At 61.6% G+C, this 17,837-nt stretch carries 17 protein-coding genes and 1 tRNA gene; 4 read left to right on the top strand and 14 right to left on the bottom strand.

The window, feature by feature from the left end; all coding sequences use genetic code 11:
* Positions 1-141 precede the first annotated feature (141 nt).
* The 3 genes from leuA (at position 142) to J2W49_RS07230 (ending at position 4,737) form a co-directional block, all read left to right on the top strand.
* On the top strand, positions 142-1,836 hold the full coding sequence (gene leuA / locus J2W49_RS07220) for a 2-isopropylmalate synthase (protein WP_310313825.1): 1,695 nt from the start codon (positions 142-144) through the stop codon (positions 1,834-1,836).
* Positions 1,837-1,861: 25 nt separating this feature from the next.
* Entirely contained in the window at positions 1,862-3,403 is a 1,542-nt protein-coding gene (locus tag J2W49_RS07225) for a 2-isopropylmalate synthase (RefSeq protein WP_310313554.1), read from the top strand.
* Positions 3,404-3,582: 179 nt separating this feature from the next.
* A complete protein-coding gene (locus J2W49_RS07230; protein ID WP_310313557.1) occupies positions 3,583-4,737 on the top strand; it encodes a serine hydrolase in 1,155 nt (384 codons plus the stop codon).
* A gap of 113 nt (positions 4,738-4,850) precedes the next feature.
* Here the strand turns inward: J2W49_RS07230 and J2W49_RS07235 are convergent, their stop codons facing one another.
* From J2W49_RS07235 to J2W49_RS07295, 13 genes are all read right to left on the bottom strand, one after another.
* Positions 4,851-5,630 (bottom strand): IclR family transcriptional regulator, encoded by a 780-nt coding sequence (locus J2W49_RS07235; RefSeq protein ID WP_310313560.1) that lies wholly within the window; start codon positions 5,628-5,630, stop codon positions 4,851-4,853.
* 92 nt (positions 5,631-5,722) lie between these two features.
* On the bottom strand, positions 5,723-6,484 hold the full coding sequence (locus J2W49_RS07240) for an arginyltransferase (protein ID WP_310313563.1): 762 nt from the start codon (positions 6,482-6,484) through the stop codon (positions 5,723-5,725).
* Between the two features lie 15 nt (positions 6,485-6,499).
* Positions 6,500-7,252: a leucyl/phenylalanyl-tRNA--protein transferase gene (gene aat, locus J2W49_RS07245; RefSeq protein WP_310313565.1), complete on the bottom strand. Its 753-nt coding sequence runs from the start codon at positions 7,250-7,252 to the stop codon at positions 6,500-6,502.
* A gap of 80 nt (positions 7,253-7,332) precedes the next feature.
* Complete coding sequence (locus J2W49_RS07250) at positions 7,333-7,683, bottom strand: VanZ family protein (RefSeq protein WP_310313568.1); 351 nt, start codon at positions 7,681-7,683, stop codon at positions 7,333-7,335.
* Positions 7,684-7,743: 60 nt separating this feature from the next.
* A tRNA-Asn gene (locus J2W49_RS07255) sits at positions 7,744-7,819 on the bottom strand.
* A gap of 95 nt (positions 7,820-7,914) precedes the next feature.
* The gene (locus J2W49_RS07260) at positions 7,915-9,015 is read right to left on the bottom strand and encodes an NAD(P)/FAD-dependent oxidoreductase (protein WP_310313570.1); all 1,101 of its coding nucleotides are present in this window, start codon (positions 9,013-9,015) and stop codon (positions 7,915-7,917) included.
* Between the two features lie 2 nt (positions 9,016-9,017).
* The gene (gene fdxA / locus J2W49_RS07265) at positions 9,018-9,347 is read right to left on the bottom strand and encodes a ferredoxin FdxA (RefSeq protein ID WP_310313573.1); all 330 of its coding nucleotides are present in this window, start codon (positions 9,345-9,347) and stop codon (positions 9,018-9,020) included.
* 106 nt (positions 9,348-9,453) lie between these two features.
* On the bottom strand, positions 9,454-10,776 hold the full coding sequence (locus J2W49_RS07270) for a sulfate adenylyltransferase subunit 1 (protein WP_310313577.1): 1,323 nt from the start codon (positions 10,774-10,776) through the stop codon (positions 9,454-9,456).
* A gap of 134 nt (positions 10,777-10,910) precedes the next feature.
* Positions 10,911-11,870, bottom strand: a complete 960-nt coding sequence (cysD, locus tag J2W49_RS07275; RefSeq protein ID WP_310313580.1) for a sulfate adenylyltransferase subunit CysD — start codon at positions 11,868-11,870, stop codon at positions 10,911-10,913.
* On the bottom strand, positions 11,867-12,616 hold the full coding sequence (locus J2W49_RS07280) for a phosphoadenylyl-sulfate reductase (RefSeq protein WP_310313583.1): 750 nt from the start codon (positions 12,614-12,616) through the stop codon (positions 11,867-11,869). Before J2W49_RS07280 ends, cysD begins: the two co-directional genes overlap by 4 nt.
* Complete coding sequence (locus tag J2W49_RS07285) at positions 12,613-13,017, bottom strand: DUF934 domain-containing protein (protein WP_310313586.1); 405 nt, start codon at positions 13,015-13,017, stop codon at positions 12,613-12,615. The genes J2W49_RS07280 and J2W49_RS07285 overlap by 4 nt, the downstream gene beginning before the upstream one ends.
* Positions 13,018-13,027: 10 nt before the next feature.
* On the bottom strand, positions 13,028-14,803 hold the full coding sequence (locus J2W49_RS07290; protein ID WP_310313588.1) for a nitrite/sulfite reductase: 1,776 nt from the start codon (positions 14,801-14,803) through the stop codon (positions 13,028-13,030).
* Between the two features lie 34 nt (positions 14,804-14,837).
* Positions 14,838-15,629, bottom strand: a complete 792-nt coding sequence (locus tag J2W49_RS07295) for a sulfite exporter TauE/SafE family protein (protein ID WP_310313591.1) — start codon at positions 15,627-15,629, stop codon at positions 14,838-14,840.
* A 152-nt stretch (positions 15,630-15,781) separates the two neighbouring features.
* Here J2W49_RS07295 and J2W49_RS07300 point away from each other — a divergent pair, with 152 nt between their 5' ends.
* Complete coding sequence (locus J2W49_RS07300; RefSeq protein ID WP_310313594.1) at positions 15,782-16,582, top strand: hypothetical protein; 801 nt, start codon at positions 15,782-15,784, stop codon at positions 16,580-16,582.
* A gap of 38 nt (positions 16,583-16,620) precedes the next feature.
* Here J2W49_RS07300 and J2W49_RS07305 read toward each other — a convergent pair whose 3' ends face one another.
* Positions 16,621-17,817 carry an FAD-dependent oxidoreductase gene (locus tag J2W49_RS07305; RefSeq protein WP_310313597.1) on the bottom strand — a complete coding sequence of 399 codons (1,197 nt, stop codon included), beginning with the start codon at positions 17,815-17,817 and terminating at the stop codon, positions 16,621-16,623.
* Positions 17,818-17,837: the final 20 nt, after the last annotated feature.

Raw genomic sequence — 17,837 nt, forward strand, 5'->3', positions numbered from 1 at the left:
GCGCCCTGTCCCTACTACTGGATGTCCTTCACGGGCAGAGTTGACAGCGCGAAAGCACTACCAATCCAAACGGCCCGTTTGCACCCGCAGCGGGCCGTTTTGCATTGGGGGCTGCGGGGGTTTTACCATCGAGATCCAATCATGTTGAACCAACCTGCCAGCAAATACCGAGCCTTCCCTCCGATTCGCCTGACAGACCGCACCTGGCCTGATGCGGTCCTCACGAAGGCGCCCATCTGGTTGAGTACCGACCTGCGTGATGGCAATCAGGCACTGATTGAGCCCATGGATGTTGCGCGCAAGGTCCGCATGTTCGAGTTGCTGGTGAACATCGGGTTCAAGGAAATCGAGGTGGGCTTTCCGTCGGCTTCGCAAGCCGAATTCGATTTCCTTCGACTGCTCATTGAGGAAAAGCGCATTCCGGACGATGTCACCATCCAGGTCCTGACACAGGCGCGTGAGCCTCTGATCCGTCGGACCTTCGAGGCGCTTGAAGGGGCACCCCGGGCCATTGTTCATCTCTACAACGCCACGGCGCCTGTCATGCGGTCGGTGGTGCTGGGCATGGGGGAAGATGCCATCGTGGCCCTTGCCACGGAGCACGCGCAGATGTTTGCGGATATGGCGGCCGCGAGGCCCCAGACCCGGTGGACCTTCCAGTATTCGCCGGAAATGTTCTCAGGCACCGAACTGGCCTTCTCCAAACGGGTGGTCGATGCCGTGACTGCTGTCTGGAAGCCCACACCGGATCGCAAGTGCATCGTCAATCTTCCGTCCACAGTCGAGCACAGCACACCGAACATCTTTGCCGACATGATCGAATGGATGCATCGCCATCTGGAACGGCGTGATGCGATTGTTCTGTCCGTCCACCCCCACAATGACAGAGGAACTGGCACTGCGGCGGGCGAGCTGGCCCTGATGGCAGGCGCCGATCGCATCGAAGGTTGCCTGTTTGGCAATGGCGAGCGCACAGGCAATCTCGACCTGGTCAATGTGGCGCTCAATCTGTACACCCAGGGTGTTTCGCCTGGACTGGATTTTTCCCGGATCGACGACATTCGGCGCACGGTGGAGCATTGCAACCAGTTGCCCGTGCATCCTCGCCACCCTTATGTGGGCGAGCTGGTCTACACATCGTTTTCAGGCTCGCATCAGGATGCCATCAAGAAAGCATTTGCAGCGAGGCGAGACGGTGATGTCTGGGACATTCCTTATTTGCCGATCGACCCCAAGGATTTGGGCCGGAGCTACGAAGCCGTGATTCGCGTCAACAGCCAATCCGGCAAGGGCGGCATGGCCTATTTGCTCGAATCCGAACACGGGCTTGAGATGCCGCGGCGGCTGCAAATCGAGTTCAGCCAAGTGGTTCAAGCGCAAATGGATGCGCAGGGGGGCGAGTTCACGGCCGACGACCTCTGGCGCATCTTCGTGAAGGAATATGGCCTGGAGCGTGTGGTCGCGCCTGGGCATTGCCTTTTGCAGCAAGACAATGATGGTCGCATGCACGTGAGTGCAGACGTGCTGCTGATAGACCGGTCACTGAAGTTGCAAGCGAGCGGGCAAGGCCCCATCGATGCATTCGTCAACGGACTCAATGCAGCTGGTGAGTGTGTGCGGGTCCTCGACTACCACGAACATGCGGTCGGCGAGGGCGCGGACGCCAAGGCGGTGAGCTATATCGAGCTTCGTGTCGGTGAGGAGGTGACCGTGTTTGGTGTGGGCATGGACACCAGCATTGTCGCGGCATCATTCAAGGCGGTGCTGTCGGGTCTCCTGAGAGCCAAGGCCAGAACCGACCTGACAGCAGCACCTTCTGAAACAACCATCAGTTGAAACAAATCAAAAACCGGAGAAGACGATGACCGACAAATTGATCATTTTTGACACCACTTTGCGTGACGGCGAACAATCGCCTGGCGCTTCGATGACAAAGGATGAAAAGCTGCGCATTGCACGCCAACTGGAGCGGCTGAAAGTGGACGTGATCGAGGCGGGGTTTGCCGCCAGTTCGAATGGCGACTTTGACTGTGTGCAAGCCATTGCCAACACGATCAAGGATTCCACGGTCTGCTCGCTCGCCCGCGCCAATGATCGCGACATTTCGCGCGCCGCGGAAGCCCTGCAAGGGGCCGCCAGCGCGCGTATTCATACCTTCATCGCCACCAGTGCCTTGCACATGGAAAAGAAGCTCCGCATGACGCCAGAGCAGGTGCTGGAGCAGGCGATCCAGTCGGTGCGTTTTGCGCGAAACCTTTGTGGGGACATCGAGTTCAGTCCCGAAGATGGCTACCGCAGTGACCCAGATTTCTTGTGCCGCGTGCTGGAAGCGGTCATCAAGGAAGGCGCCACCACGCTCAATATTCCCGACACCGTGGGTTATGCGATACCTGAGTTGTACGGTGACTTCATTCGCACGCTTCGCGAGCGGGTACCCAACTCGGACAAGGCGATCTGGTCGGTGCACTGCCACAACGATCTGGGCATGGCGGTCGCCAATTCGCTTGCCGGGGTGAAGATCGGCGGCGCGCGCCAGGTGGAGTGCACCATCAATGGCCTTGGGGAGCGTGCCGGGAATTGCTCGCTGGAGGAGATCGTGATGGCGGTGCGCACGCGGCGCGATTACTTCGGGCTGGATGTTGGTGTGGACACCACACAGATCGTGCCCGCCAGCCGCATGGTGAGCCAAACGACGGGATTTGTGGTGCAGCCCAACAAGGCCGTGGTGGGTGCGAATGCGTTTGCCCATGCCAGTGGCATTCACCAGGACGGCGTGCTCAAGGCGCGGGACACCTACGAGATCATGCGTGCGGAGGACGTGGGCTGGAGCGCCAACAAGATTGTGTTGGGCAAGCTCAGCGGACGCAATGCGTTCAAGCAGCGGCTGCAGGACCTGGGCATCGAGATGGAGTCTGAAAGCGAAATCAACACGGCCTTCGCCGCCTTCAAGGAGCTCGCAGATCGCAAGAGCGAGATCTTCGATGAAGACATCCTTGCGCTGTGCAGTGACGAAAGCGTGACGGCGGAAAAGGAGCAGTACGGACTGGTTTCCCTGTCCCAGTCGAGCGAGACGGGTGAACGGCCCCATGCGCAAGTCGTGTTCACCATAGACGGTAAGGAGTTCCAAGGTGCTTCTGATGGCAACGGGCCGGTTGATGCCTCGCTCAAGGCCATCGAAAGCCATGTCAAGAGCGGTGCAGAGCTGTTGCTGTACTCGGTCAACGCCATCACCAGCGGTTCGACGGAAAGCCAGGGAGAGGTCACTGTGCGCCTTCAGCACGGAGGGCGGGTGGTCAACGGGGTGGGCGCGGATCCGGATATCGTCGTCGCTTCAGCGAAGGCCTATCTGAGTGCTCTGAACAAGCTGCACAGCAAAGGCGACAGGGTCGCGGCACAAGGATGAAAAAGATGTGAGAAATCAAAGACTTGTGGGTACTTCCGTGTTAATGCTACGAAAAGCTACGGAAAGTTGCACCAGTTCTTCCGAACACTGAAGATCAATACACAAGTTTTTGATATTGCTAGTTTTTTTCGATGTCTCTATACTTCACACCAGCCTGATTGTCTGGTTGGAGTAAAGAGATGAAACTTTGTGCAAGCCGCGCTCGCAAACCCCTTCTGGGCTTTGCAGCGCTCATCATTTCTTTCGCGTTGGCGGTGCCGGTTTCTGCGGTGGCCAGTGCCAGCTCCAGCAAGCGCCCCGTTGCAGCCAAATCGGCCTCCACCAAAGCCAAGTCCGTCAAGCGGCCAGTCGCCAAGAAGCCAGTGGCTTCGAAAGCGAAACGAGTTCAGGCCAAAGTACCCCAGAGCCGGGTGGTGGCCAAGATTCGAAATGCACCGGTCAGGGTGGCCGCCAGCAAGAGCAAAGTGCCCCATTCGAGCAGCGTGCGCTCTGCCAGGGTGGTGCGTGTCGCGACCCAGCCCAGGCTGTCGAACGGAGAGCGGATGGGGTTGCGCCACGGCACCGACCCACTCGATCTCAACTCCAGCGTGGCTCTGGTGATCGATCAGGAAACCAACGAAGTTCTCTTCAGCAAGAACGACGACGCGGTGCTGCCGATCGCTTCACTGACCAAGCTCATGACCGGCTTGGTCATCGCCGAAGCAGGCCTTTCCATGGAAACGCCCATCACCATCACGCCCGCTGACGTGGACACTTACAAAGGCAGCCGTTCGCGACTGGCCATTGGTACCACGCTGAGTCGCGGCGAATTGATGCATCTCTCATTGATGTCCAGCGAAAACCGGGCTGCCCATGCGCTTGGGCGCACTTACCCAGGTGGAATGCGGCAGTTCGTGCTGGACATGAATGCCAAGGCGCGGGAGCTGGGTATGCACGACACGCGCTACGTCGAACCCACTGGTCTGTCCAGCGAGAACAAGTCCAGCGCGCGCGACCTGGCGACTTTGGTCTCAGCGGCCTATGAAAGGCCGATGCTGCGCGATTTGTCGACTTCCCCGGGTCACCAACTCGATCTTGGCCGTCGCACACTGCAGTACAACAACTCCAACCGGCTGATCCACAACCCGGCTTGGGACATTGGCCTGCAAAAAACCGGCTACATCTCGGAGGCGGGCCGCTGCCTTGTCATGCAAGCCCGTGTGGCCGGCCGGCAAGTGATCATGGTGTTTCTCGACGCCGCGGGCACTCTCAGCAGGAACGAGGATGCAGAGCGCGTGCGTCGATGGGTTGAGAGTCAGACAAACATCGAGGCAGCCATCAGGCCGCAGGGCTGACGGGCCCGCCGGTCTGCAACCTCGCCCACTGCGGTGCTTGGCGGCTGACGCAGGATCGAATTTTTGAGGGCGTCCAGGCCAGAGCGCGGAGGTGCAATCGCCCGCGATTCACCTCAAGCGTTGGGGCAACCCAGGGCCGCTGAAATTTCAGACGCCGTTGCCCGAAGCTTGGACACCCAGTTTTCGTCGATGCGGTCGGCAGGCGCGGAGATGGATAGCCCCGCAACCAGTTTGCACTGGTCGTCATAGATGCCGGCTGCCATGCAGCGCACACCCATTTCCAGCTCCTCGTTGTCCCGTGCAATGCCCGCCTGACGGCATTGATTGAGCTCACGTTCGAGGCTCGCCAGCTGGGTAAGGCTGTTGCGGGTATTGCCTGCCAAACCAGTCCGGGTGGCATAGGCTCGCACGCGCAGGGGTTCGTCTGCGGCCAGAAAGAGTTTGCCCACTGACGTGAGATGCAAGGGTGCCCGACCGCCAATGGCGCGAACCACTTGCATGCCGGACCGTTCGCTGTAGGCCCGCTCCACATAGACAATCTCATCGCCCTGCCGAACGCTGAGGTTGACGGGTTGCTGGATGAGCTTGTGCAGTTCGCGCATCGGTGTGAGCGCAGCGTCTCGTACATTCAGCCGTGCCTTGACCAGATTTCCCAGCTCCAGAAGGCGCATGCCGAGGCGGTAGCTACCGGCTTCAGGTCGATCGACGAAACGGCCGATCGTCAGGTCGTTCAGGATCCGGTGCGCGGTGGATGGATGGAGGCCGGTCTTTTCGCTGACCTCCTTCAAGGAAACCGGCTCTTCACGTGACGCCAGGACTTCCAGCAGGTTGAACATCCGTTCAATAACCTGGACGGTCGGGGTGGTGGGTAACTGATCGGAGCGTTTTGTCATGGTTTCACAAGGGTTGCCATGATTTTACAAGATGAAATCGGGACCCGCGCAAGTGGGCGTGAAGGCGCTTCGCGGTGCAGCGGCTGCGCGCTTCAGGGCGAAGCTGAATTTGCCGATGCCGGAATGCCGCACCAATGCCCGTCCATCAGGAGCTCATAGGGGCGAAAGCTGGACTTGTAGTTCATCTTTGCGCTCTCAGCGATCCAGTAGCCCAAGTACACGTGCGGCAGATCCAGGGCTTTCGCCTGTTCAATTTGCCACAAGACGTTATAAGTTCCGTAGCTGGCCTGGTCAGCTGGTTCATAGAAGGTGTAGACGGCAGACAGCCCATCATTGAGCACGTCGACAATGGAAACCATCACCAACCTGGCTGGATGCCCCTCTGTGGCAGGTTCGTAAAACTCGACCAGCCGCGAATTCACACGGCTTTGCAGCAGGAACTGGGTGAATTGATCGATGCTGTCGTGATCCATGCCGCCGCCTGCATGGCGATGGTTTTGGTAGCGCAGGTACAGCTGATAGTGTTCAGGAACGAAGCACAGTTTGAGCACCCGGGTTTGCAACCGACCGAATCGCGCCATGCAACGGCGCTGCGTCCGGTTGGGTGTGAAGCGCGCTACAGGCACCCGCAACGGAACACAGGCGTTGCAGCCATCGCAATACGGTCTGTAAGTGAACATGCCGCTGCGTCGAAAGCCATGCACCACGAGATCCGAGTAGGCATCGTTGTGGATCAAGTGGCTGGGCGTGGCCACCTGGGATCGGGCCTGACGCCCCGGCAGGTAGCTGCAGGGGTAGGGAGCGGTCGCATAAAACTGCAGCGCCTGAAGCGGAAGTTCTTTGAGATGTGTCACTCTCGTGCGCCGTCTTCAATCAATGACCTGGTTCCAGTATACGGGCTGAAATTCCCACTGGGGGGAGGGCAGGGCAATGGCGGATTTCAGGAAGCAGCAAAAGTCATTGCGTGCAATCGCTTGGGCACCCAGTGAGGCCAGATGCGGCGTGTCCTGTTGGCAGTCGATCATGGTGATGCCAGACGCCCGGCAAAACGCGACCAAGGCCGCGAGCGCGTATTTGGAAGCATTCGACTGGTGGCTGAACATGGACTCGCCGAACACCATACCCCCAAGTCCGACGCAATAGAGGCCCCCTACCAGATCGCCGTCGATCCAGGTTTCCACACTGTGAGCCAGGCCAGCGCGGTTCAAACGCGTGTAGGCCTGCACCATGGGAGGGAGTATCCAGGTGCCGCTTTGACCGCCCCTGGGCGTGTGCGCACAAGCCTGAATGACTCGATCAAAGTCATGATCAATCCGTATTGTCAGGCGCTGCTCGTTGAGCAGTTTCGCAAGAGACTTGCGCAGCGATCGGTGCATGCGAAAAGCGTCCGTCTGCAGGACCATGCGAGGATGCGTGCTCCACCAGAGAATGGGCTGTCCTGTGCTGTACCAGGGGAAAATCCCTTGGCTGTAGGCGGCCACCAGTGTGGGTACATCCAGGACCCCACCGGCGGCCAGCAGACCCGGGGCCGGATCGGTCTCTCCCCATGCCTGTTCTACCGGAGGAAAGCTCTGGTGGGGTTCAAGCCAAGGCAGCGGTCGGACATGGGGGGTCTTCGTCATCTGCGCTATTGTGATGCGTCCATGCGACCCTTTGGTGCGGTGGGCAGATAGCAGGGTTGACCAATTGACCCGGCATGTGGTTATCGGTTGAGGTGTTTCGCCCCCATCCAGATTCCGGTGCCCACCACGATACCGACAAGATCAGCGAACAGGTCGACCAAGTCGCCGTGCCGCCAGCCACTGAGGTGCTGCGCCAGTTCAATGAATGCGCCGGTCAGGAGCAGACCGAAGCAAACCTGCTTGAAACTTGCCGGGTACCCCGTCAGCCCGAGCACGGCAAGTCCGGCAAAGCCTGCGGCGTGCTGAGCCTTGTCCCAGACCAGGGATACCTGAGGCGGCAATTGTTCCGTGGGGAGCAGCGAGAGCACGACCACGCTGAACAAGCTGACCCAGAACGCGACTCTGATCAATGCGGTGGCTGGACGGGTCATTGGCACTTCAGGCGCTGAAAACAGAAAAGCCTTCCGAAGAAGGCTTTTCGTGTGTTGTATTGGCTCCCCGACCTGGACTCGAACCAGGGACCTGCGGATTAACAGTCCGTCGCTCTACCGACTGAGCTATCAGGGAACAGCCTCAAATTATAGCGCCGTTTTTTTGCGATTTTTGAGGAGGGTGCAATTTGTCAAAATTTTGTGGCGAGCCATTGGCGACAAGACGCTTGATCAATCAAACACCGGCGATTCCACACCCAGCACCTTGTGCAACTTGGGGCTCGTGGTGGTGTACTGGAGGAACACCTTTTTGTCCGGGAAGACGATGGGCATGGCACCGAAGGCTGCCAGTGCACATTCGTGGAACCCAGAGAGGATGAGCTTCTTTTTCCCGGGGTAGGTGTTGATGTCTCCCACGGCGAAGATGCCCGGCACGTTGGTCGAGAACTTTTCAGTGTCTACCACCAGTTGCTTGCGCTCGATCTGAAGGCCCCAGTCGGCGATCGGGCCAAGCTTGGGGGAGAGACCAAAAAACACCAGCAACATGTCCAGTGGCACGACGCGGGTGACCGCATCTGAGCCCGTGACTTTGAGACCGGTCAACAGGCCGTCTTTTTCCTCGTAGCCGGTGACCTGGCCCACGATGAACTGCATCTCATACTGATCGCAGAGTTCACGCATGCGCGCCACGCTGGCCGGGGCGGCCTTGAATCCGTCGCGTCGATGGATCAGGATCACGCTTTCGGCCTTGTTCGGCCCTTCATTGACGAAGTTCAAGGACCAGTCAAGCGCCGAGTCGCCGCCACCGACGATCACGAGGTTCTTGCCCGCGAAGGCGGCCGGGTTCTTCACACGGTAGAACAGCTGAGAGCCCTCGAACCGCTCCAGCCCGTCGACCTTGAGCGTGCGCGGCTGGAATGCGCCCACGCCAGCCGCAATGAAGATGGTCTTGGTCAGAAAGCGTGTGCCTTTGGACGTTTCCACATGAAAACGACCATCGTCCTGGCGTTCCACCTTGCAGACCTCCTGCCCGAGGTGAAAGGTAGCGCCGAAGGGCTCAATCTGTTTGAGCAGGGCGTCGGTCAGTTCCTGCCCGGTGCACACCGGAATGGCCGGAATGTCGTAGATAGGCTTGTCGGGGTACAGCTCCACGGGCTGCCCGCCGGGGTATGCCAAAGAGTCGATCACGTGTGCCTTGATCTCGAGCAGGCCGAGTTCAAAGACCTGGAACAGCCCCACTGGCCCGGCACCCACGATCACCGCGTCGGTTTCGATCGGTCCATCGTGTGCGATGGCGGTGTCCACCACTTCCTGGTTCAGTTGAGGCTCCATATTCAGCGCAGCAGTTCAGACAGCTTGTCTGTCTTGTCTTTCCAGTCGTCAGCGTCGGGCAAAGGCTCTTTGCGTTTGGTGATGCTCTTCCATCCTGGCAATCTGGCGAGTTCGGCGTTCAGATCCGTCATGTGGAGCTGGTCCTTGGGCAAGTCTTCTTCCGCGTAAATGGCGCTCACAGGGCACTCGGGAATGCAGACAGCACAGTCGATGCACTCGTCGGGATCGATGGTGAGGAAGTTGGGACCTTCACGGAAGCAGTCCACAGGACAGACATCAACGCAATCGGTGTATTTGCAGCGGATGCAGGATTCGGTGACAACATGGGTCATGGTGATGGCGCGGATTCGGTAAAACGCTCGATTTTAGGGTTTCCCCAGAGGCTAGGGCATGGCCATGCCCTTTGCATTGACATAAGTTAAGGTGAGAGTGCGGAGGTCAGTTCACGAGCACTGCTCCTGACGTCTTGTGGGAGGCGGTGTCGACCAGCACCATGGAGCCCAGTGCCCGTGACCTTTGAAAAGGCAATGTCGCCAGGGGTTCCTGAAGTGTCAGTTCAATGTGTCCGATGGCGTTCGGCTCCAGCGAACTGGCGTCTTCCTCGGCCAGGGTGTGGATGTCCAGCCGGTGAACGATGCGCTTGACCTTGGCCTTGACCCAGCGATGACCATGCAAGGCCCAATACACACGGCCCGGCACCAGCGGCTCGTCATCGAGCCAGGCCACGGTGACCTGCAAGTCGCGCGAAGAGCTGATTTCCGGTGTGCCGTCGCCGGCGGCGAGCAGCCAGTCACCACGGGAGACGTCGACCTCGCGGTCCAGCACCACGCCGGCACTGTGCCCTGCAGGTACCGCACGTGGGTCGCGAACATGGTTGAGCACTTGTGAAACGATCGCCGACTGGCCGTTGGGCATGATGCGCACCTGCTGGCCGGGCGCCACCCGACCGGTGGCCACACGACCCCAGAATACACGGCGTCCCTGGGTGGTATCCGAAGAGGAAGCGAACTTTTCAACCCATTGCACGGCAAAGGCAAAGGGCAGCGAAGTGTCAGCAGCCGTGACGGGGAGGTGTTCGAGGAGGTCAAGCAGGGTGGGACCCTGGTAGCCGCACCAGGCAGTTTGTGCAGGCGCGTCGACCACGTTCCAGCCCTTGAGCGCCGAAATTGGCACGATGGCCGTGACGGGAATACCGGCTTCGGCAGCAAAGCCTTGCAAGGCCGCGCTCACATGGGCAAACGCCAGCGCGCTGTCGTCGACCGCATCGAGCTTGTTGATGGCGAAGACCACCGAAGGCACGCGCAGGAGCTTGAGCAACAAGCTGTGGCGACGGGTTTGGGGCAGGAGCTTGAGCGCCGCGTTTTTCCAGTCCAGCTTGGTGGCGTCGACCAACACCACCGCAGCGTCGGCACTGGATGCAGCGGTAACCATGTTGCGGGTGTACTGCTCGTGGCCAGGCGCGTCGCCGATGATGAACTTGCGGGTTTCCGTGCTGAAGTAGCGGTAGGCCACGTCGATGGTGATGCCCTGTTCGCGCTCAGCCGACAGGCCGTCGGTCAGCAGCGCGAGATCGGTTTCGCCCTTGCGCTGCACGCCCGCCAGGTGGTCTTGCAGAACGGCCTTGCTGTCGACCAGCAGGCGGCCGATCAGGGTGCTTTTGCCATCGTCCACGCTGCCGCAGGTGATCAGGCGCAGGGCGGCGCGGGTGTCTGGCTGCAAGGCTTCGACAGACTCAGCCCGAACGGGTGTGGTGGTGTTCATATCAATCTCTTCAGGAATATGCAGGGTTGCCGGAGGAAGTGCCCCATCCAGTGGCGCCGCGGAACCGGCTTTGCCGGGCCGCTGGTGCTGCCCCCTTGAGGGGGTAGCGCGCCGCAGGCGCGACGCGGGGGTGGTCAGAAATAGCCGTCCTTCTTGCGCTTTTCCATCGAGGCATCGGAGGTTTTGTCGTCCATGCGGGTGGCGCCTCGCTCGCTCACTTCGGCCGCCAGCGTCTCGATCACGATGTCGTCGGCGGTGGCGGCGTTGCTCTCGACAGGGCAGGTGCAGGTGATGTCGCCCACAGTGCGGAAGCGCACGTCGCGCACCTGCACGGTTTCACCGTCGAGTGGTGGCGTCAACTCTGTCACGGGCACCAGCAGGCCACGGCGGTCCACCACCTGGCGGGCGTGGGTGTAGTAGATGGAAGGCAGGGCGATGTTTTCGCGGGCGATGTATTGCCACACGTCCAGCTCGGTCCAGTTGCTGATCGGAAAGACGCGGAAGTGCTCACCGGGCTGCAGGCGGGTGTTGAACAAGGTCCAGAGTTCGGGGCGTTGGGCCTTGGGCTGCCACTGGCCGAAGCTGTCGCGGTGGCTGAAGATGCGTTCTTTGGCGCGCGCCTTTTCTTCGTCGCGCCGCGCGCCGCCGATGAGGGCGTCAAAGCGGAACTCGTCGATGGCTTCCAGCAGCGTGACCGACTGGTGCACGTTGCGGCTCTCGCCGGGGTGCGACAGGCGCACGGTGCCGCGCGCCATGGAGTCTTCCACGCTGCGCACGATCAGTTCGGCGCCCAGTTCCCTGGCGCGCAGGTCACGGAAATCGGTCACTTCTGGGAAGTTGTGCCCGGTGTCGATCATCAGCAGCGGGTAGGGAATGCGCCCCGCGCCAAAGGCTTTTTCGGCGCAACGCAGCATCACCAGGGAGTCCTTGCCGCCCGAAAAAAGCAGAGCAGGGCGTTCGAAGGCTGCGGCCACCTCGCGCAGGATGAAGATGGTCTCTTCTTCCAGCGCGTCGAGGTGCGCGTTGCTCAGGTGGTGCGCGCTGTCATGTGCCAGGGCAGACTGGATGACGGCGGGTTCGGTGCGGGCGTTCATGAAGGGGTCCGTTCGAGGGTCGATACTGGGAGTGTGGAAACAGGCTGCACATGCAGGCCACATTCTTTGGCGCTTTCCTGTTCCCACCACCAGCGCCCGGCACGGAAGTCTTCGCCGACGCTGATGGCACGCGTGCAGGGTGCGCAGCCGATGCTGGGATAGAACTGGTCGTGCAGGGCGTTGTAGTCGAGCTGGTGCTCACCGATGAAGTGCCACACGTCGCCCCAGGTCCATTCGACCAGCGGGCTGACCTTGATGCGGTCGGGCTCTTGCACAATCTCGCCCACTTCTGCGCGCGCATTGGACTGTTCGCGGCGCAGGCCGGTGATCCAGCCGTCGTGCCCGGCCAGCGCGCGCGACAACGGCTCCATCTTGCGGATGTCGCAGCACTGCTTGCGCAGATCGATGCTCTGGTACATGGCCTCTTCGCCATGATTGCGCACAAACTTGACCACAGACTCGTTTTTGGGCCGGTAGAGGGCCACGCTGCGCGCATAGCGCTGCTCGATCTTGCTCACCAGCGCCAGCGTTTCAGGATGCAGCTTGCCGGTTTCCAGCACAAAGATGTCGGTCTTGATGCCAGCCAGATGAATCAGGTGCGTCACCACCATGTCTTCTGCGCCCAGGCTCGATGCCTGAGTCAGCAAGGGGTGCGTTTCCGAGACTTCGCGCAGCAGCGCCAGGCTGCGTTCCACCTTGGCGGCGAAATCAGGCGAAGGCTTGTTGTAGAGATCCAGGGCGTTCATGCATGGGCTCCTGATGCCAGGGCGAAGTGGGGCGCGGTGTGCACCGCATCGCCTTGATAGAACGCGGGGTAGTGGGCCAGCAGCGCCTGGCCGTGGGCCAGGTTCTGGTCTTCGCGCAGCACCGCCTGCGAAAAACCGCTGCGTTGCATCTGCAGCAACTGGTCGATCAACACGTCGCCGGTGGCGCGGATCTGGCCGGTGAAACCGAGGCGACGGCGCAGCAGAAAGGCCTGACTGAAGGCACGACCATCGCTGAATTTGGGGAACTGCAGTTCCACCGCGTCGATGCTGCTCAGATCGGCCTCGCGTGGATCGGCGTCGTTGGCCAGGGTGAGTGTGCGGTCTTCGGCTTCGGTTGCGGAATAGCTGCCGGCGATGAAAAGTTCAAGGGCTTGGGTCATGGGTTTCTCCTCAAGCGGCAGCGCGTGCGGTATGGGTGCGCACCGCATTCGCCGCGCTCTTGAATGCGTCAGGGCCGGTGCGGCGAAGGGTGCCAATGAAGGTCTCGCCGTCGTTGCGGGTGGCGCGGTAGGTGTCGAGCAGGGCTTCGATCACGTCGGGCACTTCACTGGCCGCGAACGAAGGCCCCACCACTTTGCCGGGCACGGACTCGCCCGACAGGCGTGTGCCGTCCGAGCCACCCAGCGTGATCTGGTACCACTCCTGGCCGTCCTTGTCGACGCCCAGGATGCCGATGTGGCCGCTGTGGTGGTGGCCGCAGGAGTTGATGCAGCCGCTGATGTGCAGGTCGATTTCGCCCAGGTCGTGCAGTTCGTCGAGGTCCTTGTAGCGGCCCAGGATGGCTTGCGCGAGGGGCAGCGAGCGCGCGTTGGCAAGGTCGCAGAAGTCGCCGCCTGGGCAGGCGATCATGTCGGTCAGCAGGCCGATGTTGGGCTTGGCCAGGCCGAGGCGGCGTGCCTCGCGCCAGAGTTCAGGCAACTGGTCGCAGCGCACCCAGGGCAGCAGCAGGTTCTGCTCGTGCGTGACGCGGGCTTCACCAGCGGAGAACCTGTCGACCAGCTCGGCCGCCCGCTCCAGTTGCTCGGCGGTGGCGTCGCCCGGGGCCTGGCCCAGGCGTTTGAACGACAGCGTCACGGCACGCAGGTCGGGGTTCTGGTGCGGCTTGACGTTCTGGTTGAGCCAACGGCTGAACTCCACATCGTCTTCGGCTGCTGCCTTCAGGATGTGGGCGATCTTGGCGTCGGCGCTTTTGCGGTCGCACTGCAGCGCCGGTGGCACGAAGAATGCGCTCACGCGGTCCAGCTCGGCCTGGGTGATGGTGTGGGGCGCGCCATCCTTTTCAAGGATGTCGGCGTATTCAGCCTCCACCTGGTCCACAAACGCCTGGCCTTCGGCCTTCACCAGGATCTTGATACGGGCCTTGTAGATGTTATCGCGCCGACCGAAGCGGTTGTAGGCGCGCACCACGGCTTCAAGGTAGTTCAGGATCTGGCTCCAGGGCAGGAACTCTCGAATGACCGCGCCAATGATGGGGGTGCGGCCCATGCCTCCGCCCACGCGCACCTGGAAGCCCAGGTCGCCGTCGACGTTGCGCAGTAGGCGAAGGCCCACGTCGTGCCATGCGGTGGCTGCCCGGTCCTCGCGTGCGCCGGTGATGGCGATCTTGAACTTGCGCGGAAGAAAGGCGAATTCCGGGTGCAGAGTGCTCCACTGGCGCATGATCTCTGCGAACGGCCGCGGGTCGGCGACTTCGTCCACGGCGATGCCGGCCAGCGCGTCGGTTGTGATGTTGCGGATGCAGTTGCCGCTGGTCTGGATGCCGTGCATGTTCACACTTGCCAGCAGGTCCATCACGTCGGCCGAGCGGGCCAGCGGGATCCAGTTGTATTGCACGTTCTGGCGTGTCGTGAAATGGGCGCAACGGTCTGGCAGGGTGGGCACTTCCGACAGGCCTGCGTTGGCGTTTGAGGTGTCGTGCGCTTCCTTGTGGTCAAAATCGCGGGCGATCTTGGCCAGCACACGCAGCTGTGCACTGGACAGCTCGCCATAAGGCACTGCCACGCGCAACATGGGTGCAAAGCGCTGCACATACCAGCCGTTTTGAAGGCGCAATGGCTTGAACTCAAGTTCAGGCAGCGAGCCAGTTTGCCAACGCTGGAGCTGGTCACGGTACTGATTGGCTCGCAGTTGAACAAACTGGCGGTCAAATTCGGAATACTGGTACATCGTGGTCGTGGGATTTGGAGTCGGCAATCAAAGGTCAGAATGCAATCAGTTTCAGCCCGGCATAGGCCAGCAACACGGACAGGGCGGAACGCACCAGCCGCTCCGGGGTGTGGCGCATCAGGCGCGTGCCCAGCCAGATGCCCGGCAGCGATCCGGCGAGCAACTGGCCCAACAGCGGCCAATCCACCGAACCCAGACTGGCGTGGCCGAGGCCGGCCACCAAGGTCAATGGCACAGCGTAGGCAATGTCGGCCGCGACGATGCGCGGCAGGGGAAGCAACGGAAACAGCAGCAACAGCACAGACACGCCGATGGCACCGGCGCCCACAGAGGTGAGTGTCACCAGCGTGCCAATGACGGCACCGAAGACCACGGGCAGGCTCCAGTGGCGGGCATGGGAAGCCTTGGCCAGTTCGTCGTCGGGAAGGGTGCGGCGCAGTTGTTTGCCGCGCGCTGCCTTGTAGAGCATGGCTGCAGCCGTCAACAGCAGCGCCACGCCCAGCGTGCTGGTCATCAGGCTTTGCACCGTCGGGCTCGCGGGGCCCAGTGCGTGCAGCACCCCCAGGGTGGCAATGGCGGCCGGAATGCTGCCCGCGCAGAGTTGGCCGACCACCCGCCAGGGCACCAGCCGTTGACGGGCCAGGCTGACGGTCCCCCCCAGTTTGGTGAAGGCGGCAAACAACAGGTCGGTACCCACCGCCAGGTATGGTTTGACGCCGAAGAAGAAGATCAGGATGGGCGTCATGAGGGAGCCGCCCCCGACCCCGGTCAGGCCCACAATGAGGCCGACGGCAAAACCTGCAAATATGATCGCAACATCGGGCATGGCGGTGACTGTACGCAGCGCCCCATAGATGGCCAACGACTTTTTGCTTATTGCAATATAACTTTTGGAAATGAAAGGCTTGCGCACCCAGCCCGCCATGGCGTCGACACTCGTCTGGCGCAGGCTGCACGGGGCAGCGTAATATTCGGCGCATGCAAAAACAAAGGGTTCTGGTGGGCGTGGTGGGGTTCAGCGATGTGGAACGCCACGCACTCAACACCGTCTTCCGGCTGTCGGAAGAGCGTGATCTCTCTTATGGACCATGGACGCCACCCACGGCGACCGACCCCAAACCCGCCCTGGCTCCTCCCCAGGTCATGCTTGTGGATGGCAGCTCGGCCGAGGCCGTGCTTTCCCACGCCAAACAGTTGCCTCGTGGTCAATGGCTCATCTGGGTGGGGCCAGACGCGCCGGAACACGCCTGGCGGGTGCTTGAGAGGCCCATCCAGTGGGTGAACATCCTGCACGATCTGGACGCGGTATTCGCCGTGCACCAGGCCGACTCGGGCCTGCTGGACCTGGACATCACTTCACCCGCGAATTTGCACGAAGACCCGTCTGCCACCGGAAGCCCTCCCAAGCGCGCCATTCTGGTGGGCGTGAGCGAAGATGAGACAGTGCTGCTCCGCAACAGCCTGAGCCTGGCTGGCGTGGAGGAAGTGGACACGGCCGCCACCACCAACGACACGATCGATCTGCTGGGGCGCAATCTGTACTGCTGTGGCGTGTTCAATCTCGACGACCAGCACATCGACCCCTGGACACTGATGGCATTGTTCCGGCGGCGCAACAGAGACGCCTTGCCGGTCGCGATCAGCGAGTTGGCCGGGCCATTGGCCGGCTGGTGGAGCCGCCGGCGCACCCGGCGCAACGCCGAGCGATTGGGTATTGCTGCCCTGCTCGCGCGCCCGCTCCAGCCAGAAGAGCTGTCGAAATGGATGGATCGACTCTGAACTGGCCGCGATCGGAATCCGGCCATCGGGACTTCCCGTCAGGCCGCAGACCTTCTCGCCAGCCTCCAGGCGAAACGGGCCGGGTCGATGGCCGCGACCAGATCCGGATCGGCTTCGCACGGCTCCCTCTCGATCTGCGAGGCCAATAGTCTGGCGCACCAGTGAGCCAGCGTGATTCCTCGAGACCCCATGGCGCTCAGCATGTACAGACCCGGTTCGCGCGGCGTGTCTGCCAGACTGGGCAGCTGGCGTTTGCGGACTCCCTGTAGCCGAAGCAGGGCATTGGTGTGGGGCACGGCACCTGTCAGGGGCAGCCGGTCCAGGGACGCGCAGCGAACCTCTGCCCATCCCAGGAGGTTGTTGGCGGCGGCAGCCTCGCGCAGACGGGAGGCCGCGTGTGCGTTCATCGCCTGCAGGCTCTGCGCGTTGCGCTCGTGGCCATCGCTTGTGATGTCCGTGCTGGCATCTCCCCGCACGTAGGTGGAACCCATTGCCCAGATTCGCGAGGGCCAGGTGGGTGCCAGGCCATGGTCTTCATAACAGGGCACATACACGCCGTTGTCTCGCTGTGGTCGTTCGGCCAGCGGGTCTCCCGTCAGTTTGGCCAGCGACATTTGTCCTTTGACCGGTCGCAGCGGCAGGGCGCCCATGGGCAACTCGACATCACGGCCCGTCAGCAGAGCGAGGCTGCCGAAGGCCGCGCACACCACCACCACGGGGGCTTCCGCAAGCATCGAACCGTCGGACGCCACCGCCTGCCAGGTTGCCGATGCTGTTGCTGCGCCTTCACCGGCGTCGGTGTCTGAATGAGCCCGCCTCAGATATGCCACCGGTTGATTCCAGTGCGCGGTCAGGCGGCCCAGCCGGGTGGCTTCGTCGAGCCAGGCATGAACCAAGGCCGCAGGCCGCACCAGTGAAGCTGGCCACCGACCCGCGTCGTGGCTCAGGTTGTCCACTTCGCAGGCTTGCCAGCCCTGTCCCTGAGGCAGCAGGCGTTCCAGTTCGGCACGCGTGGCGGCCACACCCAGTGCAGACAACCTCGAAAGTGGCGTGGGTGCCCGCGTGACATGCGGGCTGAGCATGCCGACCGGTAACGCAGAGGCGGCCTGGGCTGGCCCTTTGGCCGCGTCCAGCAAGGTCAACTGCCAGCCCTTGGCAGCCAGTGCTGAACAGACGGCGGCACCTGCCAGACCGGCACCGATCACCAGTGCATGGCGTGACCGGTCAGCCTGCACGAACGAGCCTTGTGCTCCGG

Source organism: Hydrogenophaga palleronii, from assembly GCF_031457455.1.
Lineage (GTDB): Bacteria > Pseudomonadota > Gammaproteobacteria > Burkholderiales > Burkholderiaceae_C > Hydrogenophaga > Hydrogenophaga palleronii_A.